Consider the following 21,686-nt stretch of genomic DNA (forward strand, 5'->3'; position numbering starts at 1 on the left):
GGGAAGAAGATCAGTAGCGGATATTGTAAGAGATGGCATTCTCGGAGAACCTTGTGAAAGGAGACGCGAATGCATCTGCGAGCATGATACGTTTCAAAATGGAGAGAATTGTCGACCAGAGCAGGCTTGCCTGCCTTCAACCATTCACCGCAGCGGCCGGCCCGAATAGGCAGCTTCCAAGATGGCCAAGTAATCGCTGGCGCTCGCGGGGCGCGGGTTGGTCGCCGAGGAATGATCCTTCGTCGCGCTCTCCGCGATCTCCGCAAGGCTCTCATGCGGCACACCCATCTCGACCAGCGTGGAAGGCATCCCGAGGCGCTTGTTCAAGTTGCGGATGTAGTCGGCCAGATCGGCGTCGGCGTCCAAGCCGAGTCTCTGACGAAGGATTGCATATTTTGTCCCGGAATGGTCCTCGTTAAATTCGAGCACATAAGGGAGCAGCACCGCATTCAGAGTGCCGTGGTGCAGCGACACCTGCTTCAGTCCCCCGAGGGGGTGCGACAGCGCATGGACGGCCCCCAAGCCCTTCTGGAAGGTCAGGCCGCCTTCCAGCGCCGCCATCATCATCTCGTAGCGCGCTTCGCGGTTTGAGCCCTGAGCTACCGCCTGCTCGATGTTGCTCAGGGCGCGGACCAAGCCATCGAGGGCAATCGCCTCCGCAGGTGGGTTGATCCGAGGACTCAGGAAAGTCTCGATGCAATGCGTAATGGCGTCCATTCCCGTTGCGGCTGTCAGGCCAGGCGGAAGGCCCAGCGTGAGTTCGGGATCGCAGACCGCCCGCTTCGGGATCAGGTGCGGCGAGATGAACCCGAGTTTACGGCCATCCTCCAAGGTGATCAGAGCTGCCCGGCCGACCTCGCTGCCCGTGCCGGCCGTGGTTGGAACTGCAATCAGCGGGGCAACCGCCGAAGTGATCTTCGGAACACCGCCCAGGATCGCTGCGTATTGCTCCAGTGAACCACCATGCGTCGACAAAAGAGCGACGCCCTTCGCCAGATCAATCGGCGAGCCACCTCCGATGGCAATCAGCCCGTCGCAGCCCTCCGACCGATAGAGGTCCAACGCCGCAAGTACCGCGCGCTCCGTCGGGTTCGTAGGCGTTTCGGTAAAGACCGGCACGTCCTGTCCCCTGAGCAGGACGGCTTTGAGACGATCGACCAAGCCAGCGCGCTCAATGCCCTTATCGGCGATGATCAGAGGTGCCTTGATGCCTAACTCTGCAATATCATCAGCGAGGCCTTGCGAGGCTCCAAACTCGAACCGGATTGTCGTCAGATACGTGATCAAAGACATTTGTTTCCTCTATGCGCCTTTCCGTTTTCAGCACCGGGTGACACGCTCGACTGTTCGGAACCGCCCGGTGAGATCCATTTGCTCGACCTGCGAGGTCTCCGAGCAATGATCGGGAGAACTTCGCCAATCCTGGCTTGGCCTAAATCCAGCCGCCATCGACCACGAACGTTTGATTGGTACACATCCGGCTGTCGTCAGCCGCGAGCCAGAGCGCCATGCGGGCAACGTCATCTGGGTATACTTTCGACTTCAGGCATTGATTCTGCTCGATTTCCTTTTCGGACTCGGGAGTGACCCAAAGGTCCAGCTGTCTCTGGGTCATGATCCACCCAGGAATGATGCAGTTGACGCGAATGTCATGCGGCCCGAGATCTCGGGCCAGCCCTCTTGTCAGCCCCTCAATTCCGGCTTTCGCTGTCACATAGACCGGCATGCCTCCCATGGCGATATGCCAGCTGAGGGATCCAAAGTTGATGATCACGCCCTTCTTCTTGCGGATCATGCCGGGAATGACAGCCTGCGCGGCGAAGAACAGATGACGCAGGTTCACGGCGATCCGATCGTCCCAGTACTCGACTGTTACGTCCTCAATCCGGTGCCGCTCGTCATGGGCTGCATTGTTGAGGAGGACATCCACATCCCCGACGGCAGCCGCAAACCGGCTGATGCATTGCTTGACGGCCGCAATATCGCGCAGATCCGCTTCGAAGAACATCGGTTTGGCGTATCCGGCCTCGGCGATCCTCGCGACCAGTTCTTCCGAAGCGGAGCGGTTGATATCGATAAAGCCGACCTTCGCTCCTTGAGCGCAGAACTGCTCCACATGCGATGCCCCGATGCCCGATCCTCCACCGGTAATCAGGACGACCTTGTCACGCAAGCTGGGATAAATTGCGAATTGAGACATTGCCTACCCTCGTCTGTATGTCGTCCGTCACGTTATGGCCCAGTGATCCGGGAGCAGCACTCGAGAATGATGCCCCTCGCCCGCTTCGCACCAGCGATCACCAGCGCTGATGCACATGCGGATGGATCAGCCGGTCGTAGATGGCCTTGGCGGCTTCCATCTGGTCGACGCTCAGTGCAGGCAGTTCGGCTGCCTGAGCATTTGAAACCGCCTGCTCCGGGTTTCGAGCCCCCGGAATGACCACCGATACCGCCTCGTTCATCAGGATCCACCGCAGCGCAAACTGCGCCATCGGCACATCCCCGGCCACGGCTCTCATCTCCTCAACGGCCTGCAGGCCAATCTCGAACGGCACGCCCGAGAACGTCTCGCCCACATCGAAGGCCTCTCCGTGGCGGTTGAAGGCGCGGTGGTCGTCCAGGGCAAACTGGCTGTCGACCCGCAGCTTGCCGGTGAGCAGGCCGCTGGCCAGCGGCACCCGGGCAATCACCGCAACCTGGCGCTCCCGGGCCAGGCGGAAGAACAACTCGGCCGGACGCTGGCGGAAAAGGTTGTAGATGATCTGCACGCTGGCGATTGGATACTCGAGTGCCTTGATTGCCTCCTCGACCTTTTCGACACTCACACCGTAGTGCTTGAGCTTGCCGGCCTCGACCATCCGATCGAGCGCCTCGAACACATCCGGCCGATAATAGACCTCCGTCGGCGGGCAGTGCAGTTGCACCAGATCGAGCGCTTCGATCTGCAGCCGCTCCAGCGAGCCTTCGACGAAGCGCATGAGCGCCTCGGCCGTATAGGCCTCCGCCACATGCGGGTTGAGCTGACGCCCCACCTTCGTGGCGACGAACACGTCACCCTGCCCCCGCTCCTTCAGCACGCGGGCGATCAGCCGTTCGGAGCGGCCGCTTCCGTAGACATCAGCGGTATCGAGGAAACTGACGCCGGCATCGAGGGCCGCATGGAGGGTGGCTTCGGCATCCTGCTCCGAGACGTTGCCCCAACTGCCGCCGATGGCCCAGGCCCCGAACCCGATCTCTCCAACCTTCCAGCCGGGTCTACCAAAAGGACGCTTGTTCATTGTGAGGTTCCCCCGTTCCAATGCACACGCCGCAACAGACGCTCCATCTTAACGACCTGACCTCGGACGTCATTGCGGCATCTAAAACGTCTTCGCCCCATTCACCGGAAGCATGATGGAATAAAGCGACGTGGTGGCGCAGATGTAGAGGCGGTTGCGCTTCACGCCCCCGAAGACCACATTGGCTACCGCTTCCGGCACCAGGATCTTGCCGATGAGCGTACCATCGCTCTCGTAGCAATGAACGCCGTCGCCTGCGCTGGTCCAGATCCGTCCCGCCTCGTCCAGCCGGAACCCGTCGAAGAGACCGCTGGCGCAGGTAGCGAAGACATCGCCGCCTTTAAGCTTACCGTTCTCGCCCACATCGAACACGCGGATGTGGCGCGGCCCGTCGGCAACGTGCGTCGCGCCCGTATCAGCGACATAGAGGCGTTTCTCATCTGGAGAGAAGGCAAGGCCGTTGGGGCGGACGAAATCATCCGCCACAATGCTGACAGCGCCGCTCTGCGGATCGACGCGATAGACATGGCAGGCGCCGATCTCGCTCTCGGCCTTGTGGCCTTCGTAATCGGAGTCGATGCCGTAGGCCGGGTCCGTGAACCAGATCGAGCCGTCCGATTTCACCACGACATCGTTGGGGCTGTTGAAACGCTTCCCGTCATAATGGCTCGCGATGACCGTGATCGAACCGTCATGCTCCGTCCGCGTCACGCGCCGGTTGCCGTGCTCGCAGGTCACGAGGCGGCCTTGCCGGTCGACCGTGTTTCCATTGGAATAACCGGACGGAGTGCGAAACACGCTGACCGTGTTCGATGTCTCGTCGTAGCGCATCATGCGATCGTTCGGGACATCGCTCCAGACGAGATAGCGGCCAGCCGGGAAATAGGCGGGGCCTTCCGCCCAGCGGCAGCCCTCCGCTAGCTTCTCCAGTCGCGCGGAGCCAATGATCAGACGGCGAAAGCGTTCATCCAGAACAACGGAGACATCGCTGATCATCGTAGTCCCTCAATTGCGAACGACTTCACGACAAGTCTTTGCGGACGGGACAGGCATCCGATCGAGAGCCGTCCTTCCCGGCGTGAAAGACCAGCGGTGCTCATGTGTGGGCAAATCCATTCTGGGCGTTGCGCCACGCGATGTATTCCTCTTGCACCTCCTCCGTCAGCGGATAGTACTTCCGCAAGTCGCCACCCTGGGACAGGCGATAGCGGGCGAACTCCTCCCATTCGGCATGCTCGCTTGCCACCTCGATGAGCTTCGGCGCAAGCGCGACAGGGACAACCACGACGCCGTCGTCATCAGCGACGACGATATCTCCTGGCATGACCAGAACGTTGCCGCAGGCGATCGGAACATTGACCGCGAATGGGATCAGGTTCGTTTGGGCATGATAGTTCGGCGTCACGCCTCTCACCCAGATTCCGAGATCCAATTCCTTGGCCTTGGCAGAGTCCCGGATGCAGCCATCGACCACCACGCCGGCCCCGCCTCTGCCGGCGAAGAATGTCAGCATCATCTCTCCAAAGATGCCGCTCGCCATATCCCCGCGCGCGTCGACGATCACCATGTCACCCGCCTGGGCCGGGTAGAGCACGTGCCGGTGCAGCTGCAGTTCGGGATTTTCGTATTCGTTGGTCCCGTAGAGATCCTCGCGCTTGGGCATGCATTGCAAGGTCAGCGCAGGGCCGGCAACGGATTTCCCTTGCTTGAGTGGTAGCGGGCCGCGGATCTGCGGGTCACGAATTCCCATCAGGCTGAGCTCGCTGCTCGCTGTGGCTGTTCCGATCTTTGCCAGCGCGTCCGAAAGCTCGCGCGGCGGCCGCACAATATCTTTGATCTGAGGGATGTGTTGCACTCTGAAATCCTCATTTTGGGAAGTGATTGACGATGAGCTGATGGCCGGTCATGGCGTCATGACGCCAGCCTGCTCGCAAAAGCCTCGATCCGCTGGCCGCTTTGGCTGTCGAAGATATGGATGTGTTCGAGATCAGGCGCGATGGTGACGCGATCCCCCGGCGACAGCGCAACACGTTCGCGGAACAGCGCTACGACCTTCTGCCCGGCGAGGCGCAGCGCCACATGAGTTTCCGCGCCTGTCGGCTCAACGGTCGTCACCTGGGCCGGCAAACCTTGCGGATCGAGAACCACATGCTCCGGCCTGATGCCGATGGTGACGTCCCTGCCTTCGAGTTCACGGCCTGTAAACGGTAGGGAAATCGCTGCCTCATCTCCAATCCGCAACTTGCCGCCTCTGACCTTGCCTGTGAGCACGTTCATAGCCGGCGAGCCAATGAACTGCGCTACGAACAGGTTAGCCGGTTTGTCATAGAGTTCGAGAGGAGCGCCGATCTGCTCGACAATGCCGTCGTGCATGACGACGATCTTGTCAGCCATGGTCATCGCCTCGATCTGATCGTGCGTGACATAGACGGTGGTCGTCCCAAGCCTCTGATGGTTGTGCTTGATCTCCGACCGCATCTGCACGCGCAGCTTGGCATCAAGGTTTGAGAGCGGTTCGTCGAACAGAAAGACCTTGGGATTGCGCACCATCGCGCGGCCCATCGCCACGCGCTGCCGCTGGCCGCCCGACAATTGCCGCGGATAGCGATCGAGGTAGTTCTCGAGGGCCAGCATGCGAGCCGCCTGCAGAACCCGTGTACGGATCTCCTCCTTAGGTCGTCGCGCGAGCTTCAGCGAGAAGCCCATATTCGCTTCCACCGTCATGTGCGGATAGAGCGCATAGCTCTGGAAGACCATCGCGATGTCGCGCTCCTTCGGCGGCACCGCATTGATAATGCGGCCGTCGATTGCGATCGTGCCCGAGGATATGTCCTCAAGGCCCGCGATCATGCGCAGAAGCGTCGACTTCCCGCAACCGGACGGGCCGACAAGGACAACGAACTCACCGTCCTTGATATCAACCGAGACGCCGTGCAGGACCGGCACTGCCCCATAGGTTTTGCGCACGTTTCTGATAGATACCGTACCCATGATGTCTCCTCCCAGTCCGGCTCGAAACTAATCATCCCACCGTGGCGATTTGGCCGGATTGATGCGCCGTTCGCCACGGCTGAGAGCCCGGATCTGCTCAATCTCGTCGTCGGAGAGGCGCACACCGACGGATCGCATGTTCTCACGCAGGTTGACGGCATTGGAGGAAGCCGGAATAACGGCATGGCCTTCCCCCATCAGGAAAGCGAGGGCGATTGCAGCCGGGGTGACCCCATGACGCTCTGCAATGCTCGACAAGACAGGGTCGGATCTCACATTCCCTTGTGCAAGAGGCTGGTATGCCGTGAGAGGAAGGCCGTTCGAACGTGCGTAGTTCGATAGCCGCGGCGCTTGCAGGTAAGGGTGAATTTCCACTTGGTTGGTGACGATTGCCCCTTCCCCGAGCAGTGTCCGTGTCTGCTCCAACAATGCGATCGGGAAGTTCGAGACGCCGATGAAGCGGGTATGACCGAGATCCTGCGCCCTCTTGAGCTCGGTCATGTAGTCTTCAAAGGGCACCGCATTGTTCTGAGATGGCCAGTGGATGAGAAGCAGATCGACATGGTCGAGACCGAGTGCCTCCAGGCTCTTTTCGACACTTGGCATGAAGCTCGCCTTGTCGAGCTTCGTGTCGGCAACCTTCGTCGTGATGAAGACCTGTCCCCTGGGCAGCCCGGATCGGCGAAAGGCTTCGCCGACAAGCCCCTCGGTATTGTAGCTCTGGGCCGTATCGATATGCCTGTAGCCGATCTCGAAGGCCGCCAAGATGCTTGCCATCCCGGCATCTCCGGCTCTTCCGAACGTCCCGAGACCGATGGCCGGGATGGGGTTTGCAATGCTTGTCATCGGTTGTTCCTCACCCTTTGGTGGCGCCGGCGGTCAGGCCGCCCACGAACAGGCGCTGCATCGACAGAAACAAAAGCGCGATCGGCAGCGTCATGACCACGGATGCCGCCATCACCGCGCCCCAATCCGTGTTGAACTCCGTCGAGAACTCCGCCAGACCGATCGGCAGCGTCTTGACCGACGAGTCACTGGCGAAGCACAGTGCGAAGATGAACTCGTTCCAGGTGGTCACGAACGAGTACACCACCACCGCCACGATCCCGGGTGTCGACAGAGGAAGCGTGATGCGGAACAGCACGCCCACACGGGAGGCGCCATCGATGATCGCCGCTTCGTCGAGTTCAACCGGGATTGCCTTGAAGTAGCTGGTCAGCATCCATACCGAAAGCGGCAGCGTGATGATCATGTAGACCAGGATCAGCCCCCAGTAGGTGTTCACCAGCCCCAACACGCGCAGCGTCACGAACAGCGGCACGATGATGGCTGCGGTGGGCAGCAGCTGACCGACGAGCACGAAGGCCTGGAAGAGCGGCTTGCCCTTGAAGTCGAACCGGGCGAATCCGTAGGACGCAAACACGGCGAGGCACAGCGCCAGCCCGGTGGATCCAACCGAGATGATCACGCTGTTGAGGAAGTAGCGCGGGATGTTCGATTCGAAGAGAACCTTGTGGTAGTTGTCCCAGGTGGGTGCCGCCGGCCACCAGATCGGGGGAACGGTATAGAGCTCGCGCAGGGTCTTGATGGACGAGATGCTCATCCACCAGAAGGGAAAGAGGCAGACCACCACCAACAGGATGCAGCCGATGACGACGAAGGGGGTGCCAAGTCCGGTACGTTCCAACTTGCCGGCCTTTTTCCCGGATGACGGCGTGTTTTCCGCTGCAGCGGTCTGTTTGGGCGGCAGCGCGTGAGCATTCGTGGTCATCGCGCCTCTCCCGGGGCTGCGGCGAGTGCCTTGATGTAGAAGAACACGATCAGGATCGCGACGGCGAAGAACATTACGGACAAGGCCGCGGCTTGGTTGAACTGCACGTTCTCGAAAGCAATGCGGAAAATCTGGATCGGCGTGATCAGGGTGCTGTTGGCCGGGCCGCCACGGGTAATGGCATAGATGATGGTGATGGAGTTGAGCCCCCAGATCACCAGAAGCAGCGTCACCGCAACCAGGACCGGCCGCACCTGCGGCAGCATGATATGGCGCACCTCTTCCCAGAAGTTCGCGCCGTCGACGCGCGCGGCCTCATAGAGCTCCTTGGGAATGGCCTGGAGGCCGGCCAGCACCATGACGGCGACGAACGGGAAAAGCTTCCAGACATTGATGGCAATGAGGACCGGCATGACGGTGTCGCGGTTGGTAAGCCAGCCGATGGGATGCTCGATCAGGCCGGGCGAGGTCATCATATAGTTGATGATGCCGAACTCGGTGTGGAACATCCACGCAAACGTGGTGGCCGCCACGATGCTGGGGATGACCCAGGGGATGAGGGCGATCGAGCGCACGACGGAGCGGCCGGGAAAGCGCTGATTGAGCAGGATCGCGGTTGCGGTCCCGAGCAGGACTTGGAAGACGATGGAGCCGCCGACCCAGTAGAGCGTATTCCAGAAGGCCTGAGGCGTGGTGCGGGAGCGGAGAACGGTGGCGAAGTTCTTGACGCCGACGAAATTGGACTGGCTGTCAGTGACGCTGAGCAGTCCCGTATAGGCAACCGGATACGCAATCAGCATCGCCAGGACCACCAATGCAGGCAAAATGAACCAATAGCCGGTCGATTGACGAGACATGACACCGTCCTCGGATAGCAGGAGAGAGTGTCCAGCGGCGTGACACCGCTGGATTCTGGAGCTAGAGCCCGTGAGAATTACTCGTCGAGCAGGGACTGGATGTCATCGGCCGCGTTGTCCATCGCCTCCTGCGGCTCCTCGTTGCCGAGCATGATGCCTTGGACGTTGTTGAAGTAGGCCTGTGTGATCTGGACCCAGTTCTTATGGCTTGGTGCGGGACGCCCATAAGGCAGCATTGCCTTGAAGCCTGCCAGAATCGGATCGTCGAAGCGAGGCAGCTTCATCGACGAAACGCGTGCCGGGAACGTATCCGTGAAATAGCCCTGGTTCTCCGACGTGTTCAGGAACTGGATGAACTTCTTTGCCTCTTCTGGATTCTTCGCGCTTTTCGGAACGATGAAGCTCCAGCCCCCAAGAATGGCTGCCGTATCCTTGCCGTTGGGATGGGGAATCTGCATCACGCCGATGTCGATCTTCGGGTTTTCCTTTTTGATCGAAGCAAGGTCGAATTGACCGGCCTGGTACATCGATACCTTTTCAGCGATGAAGAGGCGCCGATTAGCGATGCCGTCATTCTCCAGCGTCGATGATGGAGAAATCTTCTTCTTGTAGAAGTCCGTATAGAACTTCACCGCTTCCACGGCCTCGGGCTTGTTGACGAGGGCCGTCTTGGCATCCTTCGAGATGATGTCTCCGCCATTCATCCAGATGAAGGGCAGCGAACGGAAGATCGTGTTGCCGACTTCGCCGCCGCCCGTGATCGCAAAGCCGAACCGTCCCTCACGGGTCAGAGCGGTCGCAGCTTTCACGAACTCGTCCCAGGTCTGCGGCGGCTTCTCAGCGTCGAGCCCCGCTTCCTTGAAATGGCCCTTGTTGTAGATCACCGCGAGCGTTTCGATGCGGTAGGGGATCGCCCAGAGCTTCCCATTCCAGGTGACGTAATCGAGCGCTGCGGGAACATAATCGCTCCGATCCTGCAGCGTGTCATCAAGCGGGATGATGAGGTTGTTTTGGGCATAGCCGTTCACCCACCCGTGCTGCACCTCTATGATGTCCGGCGCAGCACCCGATTGCAATGTGGTCAGTACGCGCTGTGGCAACCCGTCGGACGTCGTCACCTCGATCTTGATCTTGGTGGCTGGGTTCGCCTTCATGAACTTGTCGGCCAGGTCACGGGCCCGCGCCTCACCCCAATTGGGCGTCCACCACACCACGTCACCGGCAAGGCAGCTGCCGGCCGAGAGCGCCAACATGGAAGCTGCTAGAAGAACAACGGAACGCTTCGATTTTTTCATCCTCACTCCTCCCTTAAAAACCCACTCTGCATCATTCTGCGGATGCGGCGGCGAACTGGATGGTCCAGCTGATCGGCTTCTCGTTGTGTTCATATTTGAACAAGGCCAATTCAATTTACCTAAAGGTATGGGCCAAGTGCGATGGATGTCAACCAATTATCTTGGATTACTTCACCGCTGGGGCATCAGCGACCGCGAATACTGCTGATCAACGCAATCTCAGCGTTCCCTGCCCTTCCCCCTATGAGTATGTCCGCCCCTCAGCCCGCCCGTCATCGAACGTGTTGACGATCCGTCCCTTACACAGCGTCATCGTGCACTCTAGTGTGGTTGTCGCTTCCCTGCTTGCGCCGAGAGAGTCGTAGACCTGGACGGGATCATGCCGGACGTGGAACACGGCCAGATCCGCCTCCCCTCCAAGCTCAATCCTACCAAGGTCCGGCCGCCCGAGAATGTCGGCCGGGGAGCATGTCGTCAGCCTGAGCACCTGCTCCAAGGAGAAGCCGAGCGATATGAATTTGGCCATGACGTGCGGAAGATCTTTGACGACGCCGTTGATGTTGTGCGCGTGAATATCGGTGCTTATGGCATCCGGGAGCAGGCCCTGTTCGATGGCGGCCCTTGCAACCTCGAATGAGAAGCTCGCGCCGCCATGCCCCACATCCATCTTGACGCCACGGGCGATCGCCTCGCGAACCGACGGCCGCAGGCGCATGCGCTCGTCGAGGACGCATCCGCCGACCGACGGATTGTAGATATGGGTCAGAATATCGCCGGCCTTGAGATAAGGAAGAATTTCATCGATCGTCGGTGGAGCGGCTCCGATATGGATCATTAGCGGCACTTCGAGAAAGTCCGCCGCTTCCCGCGCGAGCGGCAGCACGATTGGGCCGTTTGCGCCACAGGCGTTATTGCTGGCCCGCAGCTTCAGGCCCGCAATGGCGGATCCGAATTCCGTCTTGATGCGTCGCAGTTCGCGAAGATCGGCGAACCGCCAATCGACCAGCTCACCGACATCAACGCTCAAATTGCCGGCCTGCGTGAGACCGATATAGGACAGGTTGATGAAGGGAATGATCCGCAGCCGGCTTGGCTTGATCACATGATGGAAGAACCCCTCGAAGGTTGCCGCCCCACTCGATCCGCAATCGACCCATGTTGTCACGCCGCTGCGTGGACCGACCTTGTCGGCATTCACGCCGAGCAACGTGCCACCCCAATAGGCATGGGTGTGCAGGTCCACCAGACCCGGTACGACAAGAGCGCCCGTCGCATCGATGACGCGATGCCCGTTTGCGTCGAGACCAGGGGCCAACCCTGTAATCCTGCCGTCGGAGATCTCAACATCCATGATTTCGTCGCGTTCGGATGAAGGATCGAGAAGGCGTCCGTTCCTGATCAGCAACTTTTCAGTCATCGCGATCCCCGGAATCGTCCTGCTTCAACAAGAACCCAGGGGCTGTCTCCCCCTTCTCAGAACGTCTTCGCACCGGTGGCGATTCCGCGCGTGTTGATGGTTCCATCGAACAGCGGCACGTCATGGTCGGCATAAGGGAACCGTGCGCATGCCTCCTCGATCAGCTCGACACCGAGGCCGGGCGCCGTCGGTGCGAGAATGTACCCATCCTCGAACTGCAAGGTCTCGCGCACCAGCTCCTTGCGCCAGGGAACGTCCACGGAGACCGTCTCGAAGACCGAGAAGTTCGGGATCGCGACCGACATATGAAGTGTCATGGCATTCATGACGGGCCCCACCGGATTATGCGGCGCGACCGGAATCAGATGGCTGTGCGCCAGATGCGCGATCCGTTTCGTCTCGCCGAGGCCGCCTGCATGGGAGACATCCGGCTGAAGGATATCGACGGCCTTTTTGTTCAGGGCCTCGATGAACCGGGAAGGCTCGAACCAGCGCTCGCCGGCTGCGATCGGGACTGGACTGCTGGCACGGACTTCGGCCAGGGCATCAATGCTCTCCGGCGGCGTCGGCTCCTCGATCCAAGTCAGATCGTAACGCTCGAGAGCCTTGCACATGGCGATGGCCGTGGGAACGTTCAGCCGGCCATGGACGTCGAGCATCAGGTTGACATCGGGTCCGACGGCATCACGCACCGCCTCCACGATCTCGATCGTCGTCCGGCGCTGCTGCCGGTCCATTTCCAGGTCGGCAGCACCGAACGGATCCCACTTGAGGGCCCGATATCCCATGGCAACGGCATTGCGGGCGTTGGCTGCGTATTGCTCGGGCGTCTCGGAACCGAAGAACCAGTGGTTGGCATAGCATGCCACCCGATCCCGGAACTTGCCCCCCAGCAGTTCGAAGACCGGTACGCCAAGCGCCTTGCCCTTGATGTCCAGCAGCGCCGCCTCGATCGCCCCGAGAGCCGTGCGGAAGACCGCGCCCGTGCGCCAGTAGCTGTCCCGATGAAGCTGTTCGATGATCGCATCCACGGCAAAGGGGTCGCGCCCGATCAGCACGCGTTCCAACTCTTCAAGAGCCGCGACAACGGTTTTCGTCTTCCACTCCAGCGTCGCCTCGCCGATTCCCTCCAGGCCCTCATCCGTATAGAGTTTGACGAAGACGAAGTTCGTCCGTGAGACGTTTGCGATGAACACCTTCTGCGCTACGATTTTCATCTAAGTTCCCTCCGGCCCGATCAGCCGCGCGTTTCCTGATGCCAGTTATGATTGTGTTCTGCGGAGACGTCTCGCAGGCTGATCCGAAACCCTCAGCTCACCACATGGCGCCCCGCAAGATGGTCAGCCGAGGATCAGGCCCAACCAATATTCCGCAGCCGAACATTGAGAGGTAATGCCCCTCAAGCCGCCCGACTGGCGACGTTGGCCGAGATACCCTATGCCTGCTTCAGCCGCTGGATGGCTGCCGCCTGCATGCTGTCCGGCCCCATCTGCATGAGCTCGATCCGGTGACCGTCGGGGTCCTCGATCCAGGCTTGCCAGTTACCGTCCGCTCCCATGGTCTTGGGACGGACCAACGGGACGCCGCTCGCCTCGAGCTCACGCACGGTCTCATCGATGTCGGGAACGGACAGGCACATGTGATTGTAGCCGACAGCCTCGCGCTCGGCGGCACGTTCGCCCTCACCATCCGGGAAGACTTCCAGGAACTGGTCGTCCGTTATTCGAAGGTACACGAGCCACAACCGTCCGTCGCGGTCCAGGCGCATCATTTCCGCGAAGCCGAGCTTGTTCGTGTAGAAATCGAGCGTGCGCGCGACGTCCTTTACGCGGATGGCGACATGGGCGATTGACGAGGCGGTCAGCATGACTGCGCCATCCCGGTCGACACGCCTCGCGTCTGGATCCTGAATCCGGCTCCGCTCTCCAGCTTCATGCTCGCGTCCTCCCTCGTCGGCCCAGCTGGGCACTTATTTGTTCAAATATGAACTTTGACAGTTCAGATATGTATGGTAATGGTCGATCAACACTTGTCAATAGCAGACCGGAAGAACGATGAGCGACATCGCGCAGGATGCAGAAAACAAACACACGATCCCTGCCATCGATCGCATGATGGACGTTCTGGAGGCTCTTGAGCACAGCAACGGCACTGCCCTAACGATCCGGGAGCTGACCGATCGTCTCGATCTGCCCCGAACGGCCATCTACCGCATTCTCAACACCCTGCAACGCCATGAGATCGTGCATCGGGACAAGGCAGGGGCCTATAGTCTCGGCCGGAGGCTGTTGACCCTGGCGTCTCACGTTGCGTCTCGGGCAAGCGACTTCAATATTGCGGCGTTCAGTCAGCCTTTCCTAGATAGGCTCTCGGCCGACCTGGGCGAGGGCGTCAAGCTGAGCGTCATCGACGAAGAAGGGATCATCGTGGTGGCCGCCTCGCAAGGGCGGCGGGAGTATGCGCTCACGGTCAAGCCAGGCCAGCGCATGCCGGTCCATGCGAGTGCGGCCAGCAAGCTTCTGCTTTCACATGTCGAGCCTCAGGATCTGGACCAGTGGCTGGCCGATCCGCTCCCCGCCTATACCAGCAAGACTATCACCGATCCGAAGCGTCTTCGCGCCGAACTGGCGCGGATCAAGCGTCTTGGCTGGGCACAGGACAAAGGTGAGAGCGCCCCCAGCATCTATGCCTTCGCCGCTCCGGTTTTTTTCAAGACCGGCAGGTTGGCAGCTGCCGTCAGCGTGCCCTTCTTGGCGGGCGCGGAACCAAGCCGCATGGAGGAGATCCGCATGGCCGCCATCGATACCGGGCGCGCTATTTCGGACGCGATGCCGACCTAGCCCTGAGGAAAAAATTGAATGAAGATCGTTGATCTTAAGTGCGCCATCATCGGCAAGAGTCCGGTCGTGCGGATCGTCACGGACGAAGGTATCTCAGGCTATGCCCAAGCCGAGACATGGAAACATTACCTGAAGCCGCACATCCTTGCTCTGCGCGAGGCGCTGATCGGCGAGGATCCCACTCTGGTCGAGCGGGTCATGCTCAAGATCAGACAGCGTGGGGGGTTCAAGCCATGGGGAGCGGCGGTCAGCGCCGTCGAGATGGCTCTGTGGGACTTGGCTGGCAAGGCCGCAGGCCTGCCCGTTCACAAGCTTCTCGGCGGCAAGGTCCGCGACAAGGTGCGTGTTTACAATGGCTCGATCCGCTTCCCTCTCGCAGGTCACAGACCGGAAGATTATGCGGACGACATACGTAAGATGATGGCACTCCCTGAGGGGTTCACCATCTTCAAGCAGCCCATCGGCTTTCATTCCCCGATGAAGCGGGAGGTGCCGAACTTCTATTATGGCGAACCGAACGCCAGCCCTTTCCATGGCGCTCTCGACCGTGGCCCTGTGACGGAGAAGGGGCTCCGCCACCTGGTGGACTGCGTCGCCGCCATGAAGGAGGTGACGGGAAACAATGTGGGCTTGGCGCTCGATTGCGGCCCCGGCTGGATGCTTGGCGATGCCATTCGACTCGCCAGGATGCTTGAGCCATTCAACCTCCTCTGGATCGAAGACGTGCTGTCGGGCGACTATACGCCTTGGGTCAATGCGGGCGTTTATCGCGAACTGACCCGCGCCTCCGTCACCCCGATCCACACAGGGGAGCAAATCTATCTGCGGCAGAACTTCAAGGAACTCATCGAAACCCATGCGGTGCATGTGATCGGGCCAGACCCTGCCGATGTAGGAGGCATTGCCGAGCTGAAATGGGTTGCCGAATTTGCCGACCTGCATGGCATCACAATCGCCCCTCATGGCACCGCCAACGGCCTTCTCGGTCTCGCGGCCCTGATCCAGGTGAGCGCAACGCTTCCCGGCAACTTCATCGCCTTTGAGTACACAACCGCGGATCCGTCATGGTGGAGCGAAATCGTGGAAGGGCTCCCCAACCCCATCGTTCAGAACGGCATGATCGAGGTTCCCAACAGGCCGGGCATGGGAGTCGAGCTCATTCCTGAGCGGGCGAAAGAATATCTGTCCGAAGACGACTTGGCCTTCTTCTCATAAGCCCCTCATCAGCCATTCCTCGCGGCCTCCGGCAGGGCTTCATCGCCCAAGAACGGAGTAGCCGCCATAACCGTGCGGGTTGGCCCGCTCTCTCCGGATCAGCTCCTCGACAGGCACCGTCAAATTGTTGGAGAAGGATACACTGATCGTCGTTCGGGGTTGGATCAGGCGGCATTCGCGATGTCGATTACCTCGGCCCCGACCTGGATTCCCCGAACGCTGCAAGGCGCCCCCAAGGCAAACATCGGCAGATTATCGACAACTTTTGCCAGCGTCAGATCTTCACGCAAGCGTCAGCCCCATTGCCTTAATAGAGAATGCTGCAAGCCTAGTTGATGCGTTTGCCGGTTTCAGTATCGAAGAGGTGCACGAGCGCGGGATCAGGCGCGACATGGATGATCTCGCCGGGTCGGGCGCCGACGCGCTCGCGGAACACGCAGGTGATCTCGCGCCCCCCTGCTCTCGCGACCACCTGCGTCTCCGAGCCGGTGGGCTCGACCACAGCCACCTCGACCGGAATGCCGTCCTGTCGGAGCTGGAAGTGCTCGGGCCGGATGCCGTAATAGGCCGGCCGTCCGACGGAAGCCGCCGGCGCGTTCTGGACTGGAAGCATCAGGTCGCCCAGGGCAAAGCCGGAAGACGCGACATGGCCTTCCAGAATGTTCATGGCCGGAGAGCCTATGAACTGGGCCACGAACAGGTTTGTCGGTCTGTCGTAGAGCTCGAGCGGGGCGCCGATCTGCTCCACGATGCCGTCATGCATCACCACGATCTTGTCGGCCATGGTCATGGCCTCGATCTGGTCATGCGTTACGTAGATGGTGGTCGTCTTCAATCGCTGGTGCAGCGCCTTGATCTCGCCGCGCATCGAGACGCGCAGCTTGGCGTCGAGGTTGGAGAGCGGCTCGTCAAACAGGAACACTTGCGGGTCGCGCACGATGGCCCGGCCCATGGCGACGCGCTGGCGCTGCCCGCCCGAGAGCTGACGCGGATACCGATCGAGCAGCTTGGTGAGGCCCAGGATTTCGGCCGCGCGGTTGACCTTGGCGGCGATCGCGCTCTTGGGTGCTTTCTTCAGCAGGAGCGAGAAGGCCATGTTGGCGGCCACCGTCATATGCGGGTAGAGCGCGTAATTCTGGAACACCATGGCGATGTCGCGGTCTTTAGGGGCCACGTTGTTGACCACCCGCGACCCGATGCGGATCTCGCCGCCGGTGATGTTTTCCAGCCCTGCCACCATGCGCAGCAGCGTGGACTTTCCACAGCCCGACGGCCCAACCAGGATGACAAACTCCCCGTCATGGATGTCGACGGATACGCCATGGATCACTTGCGCGGACCCATACGCCTTCTTCACATTCCGGATTTCGACAGGCGCCATATCAATGTCTTCCTTGGTTATGGCCGTTGATGCAACGAGCCCAAGATATGCCTATCCTCATCCCTTGACCGACCCCGCCATCAATCCCGCAACGATATGTTTTTGTGCCGCGAAGAACATGATGATCGCCGGCAGGATCGTGAGCGTGATGAACGCCAGGATGAGGTTCCAGTCCGTGGAATACTCGCCCTGATAGACCATGATCCCAAGGGGCCACGGATAGAGCGTATCGCGGTTCAGCACGACAAGCGGGAGAAGGTAGTTGTTCCAGCTGTGGACGAAGACGATGACAGCCACTGTCGCGAGGATGGGTCGCGACAACGGCAGGATCACATACCAGAAGAACCGGAAGTAGCCGCAGCCGTCGATCACGGCCGCTTCGAACAGATCCTTCGGCATCTGCCGGAAGGAGTTGCGGAACAGGAGGATGCTCATTGCCAGGCCAAAAGCAACCTGGGGCAGCACCACGCCCCAGTAGGTATCGAGAAGACCGAGATCACGGATCTTGATGAAGAGCGGCAGGATCGCGGTCGCCGCCGGGAACATCAGCCCGAGGAGAAGGTAGTTCAGGAGGAAGGTCGCGCCGAAGAAGCGGACATGCACGAACACGAATGCAGCCATTGCGGAAGCAGCAACGGTCAGGATGACGGTGAGCACCGCGATAATCAGAGAGTTCCCCATCAACTGCCAGTAACGGCCGCTCGCAAGGATCTCCCAGTAGTTCATCCATTCCCACTGGCTGGGCAACCCGAATGGATTGACCCTCAGGTCGCCGAGCGACTTGAACCCACCCAGGGCCGTGGTCAGTAACGGGATCAGCACGCCCCCGGCGACAATAAAGAGAATGGCGTACCGAAGGACCGGAGCGATGGTGACCGGCGTATCGTAGCGGGCAGCGGAGCTAGTCATGGCGCATGAGGACCCGTTTGTAGCCGAAGGCGAAGACAACGCAGATCAGGAACAGAACCACCCCGACCGCACTGCCGAAGCCGATCCTCATCCTAGTGACACCATAGGTGTAGAGGTAGGTCACCATGGTCTGCGTGCTGTCCGAGGGCCCGCCCTTGGTCAGGGGCATGATAAGGTCAAAGAGCTGGATCGATCCGAGGATGGCGAAGAAGACGGAGAGGCGGATCGTCGACCCGAGGAGCGGCACCGTGATCCGCCTGAAAATCTGCCAGCCTGTCGCGCCGTCGATATGGGCGGCCTCGTACAGGCTGCGGTCAATCTGCTGGAGTCCTGCGATGTACAGCATCATGTGGAAGCCGAAGTACTTCCAGACCACGACCACCATGATGGCATAGATAGCGACATCGGGCTCTGCGAGGATGTGGGGTGGCGTGGCCCCGAACAGTTCCCACAGCTTCGCGAGAAGGCCGTACTCGCCGTCGTAGACAAAGCGCCAGATGAGACCGGCGGCAATCTCTGCCAGGATGTAGGGCAGGAAGAAGATGAGCCGGAAGGTCGCCGTGCCCCGCACGCGGTCGGCGAGGAGGACAGCCATCGCCAACGCGAGTGGAAGTTGGATCGCCAGAGACACCACAATGATGAGCAGATTGTTTGTCAGCGCGATGCGAAACGCGCGGTTCGCGAACAGGAGTTCGAAGTTCCGCCATCCGACGAATTCCGTCGGCGAGCCATACCCATTCCAGTTGTAGAAGCTGTACCAGGCGGCCTCCCCCATCGGCAGCGCGACGAAGAGCGTAAAAAGAAACAGCGCCGGCGGCAGGAACAGCAATACGACGGCCGTAGACCCGCCTATGCCCGTCGAGGGCATACGCAGCCATGACGGTGCCTGGAAGACAGTCCTGGTCGCACCACCCGTGACGCTTGTAGCCATCGTTCCCTCCCTGAGCATTCGACAGGGAAGAGCGGCCGGGGCCGCTCTTCCGGGATTGGCTATGTTACTGGGCGAGTTCCCAGGCCTGCTGGACCGCCTCGGCCGCTTCCACCGGTTTCATCCGTCCCGCCGCGAGATCGGCCGAGATGTCATTGACCACGGCGCCCACCGATGGGCCGAGGGCCTGATCGTAGAAGATCTGATGATACTTCGACTTGGCCACGTTCTCTGCAAGCTGGCGCAGGATCGGATGCTTGATTGCCTCCTGCGTGCCGACCACGATGGGGATATAGAAGCCACGCTCGGCAGCCTGCCGCTGGTTCTCCGCCTCTGAGAAGAACTTCAGGAAGTCGGCCGCCTCCTTCGGCGATCCTTTTGTCACCAGCCAGCCGTTCAGGCCACCCAGGGTGTCGCCTGGATCACCCTTGCCTCCGGAAACAGCCGGGAAGGGAAACCAGCCGAGCTTGTCATCGGGAATGCCCACCTTGTCGGCCGAGTTGGCCTTCATGCTGCCCAGAAGGCCGTTCAGCATGAGCATCATGGCGCCCTTGCCGTCACCAAACTGGCCTGCCGATTGAGGATAGGTCGCCCCAAGGAAGCCCGCCTGGAAGGGCTTGAGGTCCGCCAATTGCTTGAACAGCTCGCCGGCCCGGACGAAGGTCGTGTCGGCGAAGCCCTTGCCCTCGCCGCGCAGGGCAGCCTCGAAGGCCTCCTTGCCGCCAATCCGAATGGCCAGGTGCGACCAGTAGAAGTGCACCGGCCACTTGTCGGCTCCGCCCGTGATGATCGGCGTGATCCCGGCGGCCTGGAACTTCTTCACTGCACCAAGCAGATCATCCCAGGTCTTGATCGAGGATGCGTCCACACCTGCTTTCGCGAAAAGATCCTTGTTGTAGAAGAAGCCCACCTGGGAGGTGTGCATCGGTACGCCGTAGATCTTGTCATTGATGGTGTAGGCCTGGACCGCCACTGGAACGAAGCGGGCCTTCCAGGACTGGTCCATGACGGGCGTCAGGTCCTCAATGACACCTGCCTTAACCTGGTCGCGCAGGACGCCTCCACCCCAGCTATAGATGATGTTCGGCCGATCCGACGATTGCAGAAGCGTGGTCAGCTTCTTTTTGTAGGCCTCGTTTTCCAGATACTGGACGTCTATCTTCACGCCCGGATGGGAGGCCTCGTAGCGTCGAGCGATGTCATTCCAGAACCCGCTGATTTGCTGGTTCTGCTCGACATGCAGCATTCTGACGGTCACGTCCGCGAGTGCTGCGGTCATTCCGCTGCATGAGGCGGTGATCGCGCATGCAGCGGCAAGCATCAGCTTTTTGTAGCTCATTGCTGTTCTCCTCGGTGTTTCCTCTGCCGGGCTTTTTTGCCCTTTTATTTTGGGTAGCAAATTAAAACGTGAACGGCACATAGTGGCCTGTCAAGCAGATTTTCGATAAAGTCTAGGGCTTGGATGGCCACTCGGATGATTGACATGTTGCAATGGGAACTAATAAATACGGCACCCGCATTAAAAAGGAATGCCCATGCCGGCGGACGGTGCCGCAATGAAGACAGCCGATCCCGAGTTGATGCGGGCGATCAATCGCTTCCTTGTCATGGACGCCATCCGCCGCTCCGGCTCGATCTCGCGTGTGGAGATTTCAGAGCAGACGGAACTCAGCCCCACGACCGTCTCGGCGATCACGGCGGCCCTCCTCGAGGATGGCCTGATCGTCCCGCGCCAGGTCGCTCCCTCCCCTGACCAGGTGCGCGGACGGCCGCGCATCATGCTCGAGCTTAATCCGGCGGCGGCATCAGTCTGCGGTGCGAAGCTCGCTCCTAACAAGATCACTATCGCGGTCACCAACTTCCAGGCAGACGTCCTCAGCACGGTATCGATTCCAATCAGAGTTGATCGCCAGCCGGCCTCGGTCATTTTGGATCTCGTGGAGGACGGAGTCCGGTCCTGCATCGAGGCAGCGGGCCTGCTGGTTGAGGACATCAACAGTCTCTGCCTCGGAGTACCAGGAATCGTCGAACGCGCCTCCGGCATCTGCCGTTACAGCCCAATCTTTTCCGAACGCGATCTCAAGCTCGGCGTCGACCTCCAGGGGCGCCTGAATGTGCCGACGTCAGTCGACAGCGACGTCAACCTGATCACCCTCGCTGAGCAATGGTTCGGCCACGGTCGAGATCTCAGTGACTTTCTGGTTGTCTCCATCGAGCACACGATCGGACTCGGCATTGTTCACGGTGGCGAGCTTTTTCGCGGGGCGAATGGACTCAGTCCAGACTTGGGTGATCTGATCGTGTCACCGAATGGCAGCATCGGGAACAGGGCCCGCCCAGGGCGCCTCGCCGGGATCGCATCCACCACCGCAATCCTATCCGCAGCGGCCGATCTTGCCCGCGGAACGCCGCAAGAAAAACTCCTTCGCGGGACGCGTGGCATGGAGCATGCTGTTTCGCTCGCCCAAGCGGGCGACGGGCGGATTTCGAACATCTTCGAAGAGGCCGGGCGTGCCCTGGGGATTGCTATCGCAAACCTGATCACCCTGTTCGCGCCGCCAAAGGTCATTCTCGCCGGATCGGCCCTCCAGGCAGGGGATCTCCTCCTCGGGCCCTTGCGTGACGCGGTTCAGGCGGCAACGCCCGAGACGATCGCTGGTGTCACCAAGATCGTGGTTCATGAGTCCACCGACGATACCTGGGCTCGAGGCGCCGCCGCCTTGACCCTGCGCGATCTCTACGGCGCGCCCTGGGGAACGACCGGACCTGCCAAGAAACGCTAGGCACAATGGTAACAACACAAG

22 protein-coding genes are annotated in these 21,686 nt (G+C 60.4%); 4 read left to right on the forward strand and 18 right to left on the reverse strand.

Annotated features, from left to right (window positions below):
• Positions 1-144: 144 nt before the first annotated feature.
• From ACUXUR_RS25245 to ACUXUR_RS25290, 10 genes are all read right to left on the reverse strand, one after another.
• A complete protein-coding gene (locus ACUXUR_RS25245) occupies positions 145-1,293 on the reverse strand; it encodes an iron-containing alcohol dehydrogenase (RefSeq protein WP_445505104.1) in 1,149 nt (382 codons plus the stop codon).
• 139 nt (positions 1,294-1,432) lie between these two features.
• On the reverse strand, positions 1,433-2,200 hold the full coding sequence (locus ACUXUR_RS25250; protein ID WP_445505105.1) for an SDR family NAD(P)-dependent oxidoreductase: 768 nt from the start codon (positions 2,198-2,200) through the stop codon (positions 1,433-1,435).
• A gap of 97 nt (positions 2,201-2,297) precedes the next feature.
• Positions 2,298-3,278, reverse strand: a complete 981-nt coding sequence (locus ACUXUR_RS25255; protein WP_445505106.1) for an aldo/keto reductase — start codon at positions 3,276-3,278, stop codon at positions 2,298-2,300.
• 81 nt (positions 3,279-3,359) lie between these two features.
• The gene (locus tag ACUXUR_RS25260) at positions 3,360-4,274 is read right to left on the reverse strand and encodes an SMP-30/gluconolactonase/LRE family protein (RefSeq protein WP_445505107.1); all 915 of its coding nucleotides are present in this window, start codon (positions 4,272-4,274) and stop codon (positions 3,360-3,362) included.
• Between the two features lie 100 nt (positions 4,275-4,374).
• A complete protein-coding gene (locus ACUXUR_RS25265; RefSeq protein WP_047191403.1) occupies positions 4,375-5,124 on the reverse strand; it encodes an RraA family protein in 750 nt (249 codons plus the stop codon).
• Positions 5,125-5,189: 65 nt separating this feature from the next.
• Positions 5,190-6,269, reverse strand: coding sequence for an ABC transporter ATP-binding protein (locus ACUXUR_RS25270; RefSeq protein ID WP_445505108.1), 1,080 nt, complete (start codon positions 6,267-6,269; stop codon positions 5,190-5,192).
• A gap of 27 nt (positions 6,270-6,296) precedes the next feature.
• Positions 6,297-7,115 carry an aldo/keto reductase gene (locus ACUXUR_RS25275; protein ID WP_445505109.1) on the reverse strand — a complete coding sequence of 273 codons (819 nt, stop codon included), beginning with the start codon at positions 7,113-7,115 and terminating at the stop codon, positions 6,297-6,299.
• A 10-nt stretch (positions 7,116-7,125) separates the two neighbouring features.
• A complete protein-coding gene (locus ACUXUR_RS25280; protein WP_445505110.1) occupies positions 7,126-8,040 on the reverse strand; it encodes a carbohydrate ABC transporter permease in 915 nt (304 codons plus the stop codon).
• Positions 8,037-8,897 carry a carbohydrate ABC transporter permease gene (locus ACUXUR_RS25285; RefSeq protein ID WP_445505111.1) on the reverse strand — a complete coding sequence of 287 codons (861 nt, stop codon included), beginning with the start codon at positions 8,895-8,897 and terminating at the stop codon, positions 8,037-8,039. Before ACUXUR_RS25285 ends, ACUXUR_RS25280 begins: the two co-directional genes overlap by 4 nt.
• A 77-nt stretch (positions 8,898-8,974) precedes the next feature.
• Complete coding sequence (locus tag ACUXUR_RS25290; RefSeq protein ID WP_445505112.1) at positions 8,975-10,150, reverse strand: ABC transporter substrate-binding protein; 1,176 nt, start codon at positions 10,148-10,150, stop codon at positions 8,975-8,977.
• Here ACUXUR_RS25290 and ACUXUR_RS25295 point away from each other — a divergent pair.
• Complete coding sequence (locus ACUXUR_RS25295; protein WP_445505113.1) at positions 10,149-10,400, forward strand: hypothetical protein; 252 nt, start codon at positions 10,149-10,151, stop codon at positions 10,398-10,400. The two genes, ACUXUR_RS25290 and ACUXUR_RS25295, sit on opposite strands and share 2 nt — an antisense overlap.
• Before the next feature lie 33 nt (positions 10,401-10,433).
• On the opposite strand, the gene ACUXUR_RS25300 is transcribed toward ACUXUR_RS25295, so the two are convergent.
• The 3 genes from ACUXUR_RS25300 to ACUXUR_RS25310 all read right to left on the reverse strand — a co-directional run bounded on the left by ACUXUR_RS25300 (position 10,434) and on the right by ACUXUR_RS25310 (position 13,578).
• Positions 10,434-11,609 (reverse strand): amidohydrolase/deacetylase family metallohydrolase, encoded by a 1,176-nt coding sequence (locus ACUXUR_RS25300; RefSeq protein ID WP_445505114.1) that lies wholly within the window; start codon positions 11,607-11,609, stop codon positions 10,434-10,436.
• A 56-nt stretch (positions 11,610-11,665) separates the two neighbouring features.
• Entirely contained in the window at positions 11,666-12,826 is a 1,161-nt protein-coding gene (locus ACUXUR_RS25305) for a mandelate racemase/muconate lactonizing enzyme family protein (RefSeq protein WP_445505115.1), read from the reverse strand.
• A 218-nt stretch (positions 12,827-13,044) separates the two neighbouring features.
• A complete protein-coding gene (locus ACUXUR_RS25310; protein WP_445505116.1) occupies positions 13,045-13,578 on the reverse strand; it encodes a VOC family protein in 534 nt (177 codons plus the stop codon).
• 85 nt (positions 13,579-13,663) lie between these two features.
• Between ACUXUR_RS25310 and ACUXUR_RS25315 the strand changes: the two genes are divergently transcribed.
• Positions 13,664-14,449 (forward strand): IclR family transcriptional regulator, encoded by a 786-nt coding sequence (locus tag ACUXUR_RS25315; RefSeq protein WP_445505117.1) that lies wholly within the window; start codon positions 13,664-13,666, stop codon positions 14,447-14,449.
• A gap of 18 nt (positions 14,450-14,467) precedes the next feature.
• Positions 14,468-15,664 (forward strand): mandelate racemase/muconate lactonizing enzyme family protein, encoded by a 1,197-nt coding sequence (locus ACUXUR_RS25320; RefSeq protein ID WP_445505118.1) that lies wholly within the window; start codon positions 14,468-14,470, stop codon positions 15,662-15,664.
• Between the two features lie 164 nt (positions 15,665-15,828).
• Here the strand turns inward: ACUXUR_RS25320 and ACUXUR_RS25325 are convergent, their stop codons facing one another.
• The 5 genes from ACUXUR_RS25325 to ACUXUR_RS25345 form a co-directional block, all read right to left on the reverse strand.
• Complete coding sequence (locus ACUXUR_RS25325) at positions 15,829-15,954, reverse strand: hypothetical protein (RefSeq protein ID WP_445505119.1); 126 nt, start codon at positions 15,952-15,954, stop codon at positions 15,829-15,831.
• Positions 15,955-15,992: 38 nt separating this feature from the next.
• Positions 15,993-17,045: an ABC transporter ATP-binding protein gene (locus ACUXUR_RS25330; protein ID WP_445505120.1), complete on the reverse strand. Its 1,053-nt coding sequence runs from the start codon at positions 17,043-17,045 to the stop codon at positions 15,993-15,995.
• A 57-nt stretch (positions 17,046-17,102) separates the two neighbouring features.
• Positions 17,103-17,954: a carbohydrate ABC transporter permease gene (locus ACUXUR_RS25335; RefSeq protein ID WP_445505121.1), complete on the reverse strand. Its 852-nt coding sequence runs from the start codon at positions 17,952-17,954 to the stop codon at positions 17,103-17,105.
• The gene (locus ACUXUR_RS25340; protein ID WP_445505138.1) at positions 17,947-18,822 is read right to left on the reverse strand and encodes a carbohydrate ABC transporter permease; all 876 of its coding nucleotides are present in this window, start codon (positions 18,820-18,822) and stop codon (positions 17,947-17,949) included. The genes ACUXUR_RS25335 and ACUXUR_RS25340 overlap by 8 nt, the downstream gene beginning before the upstream one ends.
• Positions 18,823-18,949: 127 nt before the next feature.
• Positions 18,950-20,221, reverse strand: a complete 1,272-nt coding sequence (locus ACUXUR_RS25345) for an ABC transporter substrate-binding protein (RefSeq protein ID WP_445505122.1) — start codon at positions 20,219-20,221, stop codon at positions 18,950-18,952.
• Between the two features lie 217 nt (positions 20,222-20,438).
• Between ACUXUR_RS25345 and ACUXUR_RS25350 the strand changes: the two genes are divergently transcribed.
• A complete protein-coding gene (locus ACUXUR_RS25350) occupies positions 20,439-21,665 on the forward strand; it encodes an ROK family protein (RefSeq protein ID WP_445505139.1) in 1,227 nt (408 codons plus the stop codon).
• Positions 21,666-21,686: the final 21 nt, after the last annotated feature.

The organism is Microvirga medicaginis, from assembly GCF_052658925.1.

Coding starts and splice junctions, on each gene's coding strand:
- ACUXUR_RS25245 (WP_445505104.1), bottom strand. CDS start 1,293: ATGTCTTTGATCACGTATCTGACGACAATCCGGTTCGAGTTTGGAGCC.
- ACUXUR_RS25250 (WP_445505105.1), bottom strand. CDS start 2,200: ATGTCTCAATTCGCAATTTATCCCAGCTTGCGTGACAAGGTCGTCCTG.
- ACUXUR_RS25255 (WP_445505106.1), bottom strand. CDS start 3,278: ATGAACAAGCGTCCTTTTGGTAGACCCGGCTGGAAGGTTGGAGAGATC.
- ACUXUR_RS25260 (WP_445505107.1), bottom strand. CDS start 4,274: ATGATCAGCGATGTCTCCGTTGTTCTGGATGAACGCTTTCGCCGTCTG.
- ACUXUR_RS25270 (WP_445505108.1), bottom strand. CDS start 6,269: ATGGGTACGGTATCTATCAGAAACGTGCGCAAAACCTATGGGGCAGTG.
- ACUXUR_RS25275 (WP_445505109.1), bottom strand. CDS start 7,115: ATGACAAGCATTGCAAACCCCATCCCGGCCATCGGTCTCGGGACGTTC.
- ACUXUR_RS25280 (WP_445505110.1), bottom strand. CDS start 8,040: ATGACCACGAATGCTCACGCGCTGCCGCCCAAACAGACCGCTGCAGCG.
- ACUXUR_RS25285 (WP_445505111.1), bottom strand. CDS start 8,897: ATGTCTCGTCAATCGACCGGCTATTGGTTCATTTTGCCTGCATTGGTG.
- ACUXUR_RS25295 (WP_445505113.1), top strand. CDS start 10,149: ATGGAAGCTGCTAGAAGAACAACGGAACGCTTCGATTTTTTCATCCTC.
- ACUXUR_RS25290 (WP_445505112.1), bottom strand. CDS start 10,150: ATGTTGGCGCTCTCGGCCGGCAGCTGCCTTGCCGGTGACGTGGTGTGG.
- ACUXUR_RS25300 (WP_445505114.1), bottom strand. CDS start 11,609: ATGACTGAAAAGTTGCTGATCAGGAACGGACGCCTTCTCGATCCTTCA.
- ACUXUR_RS25305 (WP_445505115.1), bottom strand. CDS start 12,826: ATGAAAATCGTAGCGCAGAAGGTGTTCATCGCAAACGTCTCACGGACG.
- ACUXUR_RS25315 (WP_445505117.1), top strand. CDS start 13,664: ATGAGCGACATCGCGCAGGATGCAGAAAACAAACACACGATCCCTGCC.
- ACUXUR_RS25320 (WP_445505118.1), top strand. CDS start 14,468: ATGAAGATCGTTGATCTTAAGTGCGCCATCATCGGCAAGAGTCCGGTC.
- ACUXUR_RS25330 (WP_445505120.1), bottom strand. CDS start 17,045: ATGGCGCCTGTCGAAATCCGGAATGTGAAGAAGGCGTATGGGTCCGCG.
- ACUXUR_RS25335 (WP_445505121.1), bottom strand. CDS start 17,954: ATGACTAGCTCCGCTGCCCGCTACGATACGCCGGTCACCATCGCTCCG.
- ACUXUR_RS25340 (WP_445505138.1), bottom strand. CDS start 18,822: ATGCCCTCGACGGGCATAGGCGGGTCTACGGCCGTCGTATTGCTGTTC.
- ACUXUR_RS25345 (WP_445505122.1), bottom strand. CDS start 20,221: ATGAGCTACAAAAAGCTGATGCTTGCCGCTGCATGCGCGATCACCGCC.
- ACUXUR_RS25350 (WP_445505139.1), top strand. CDS start 20,439: ATGAAGACAGCCGATCCCGAGTTGATGCGGGCGATCAATCGCTTCCTT.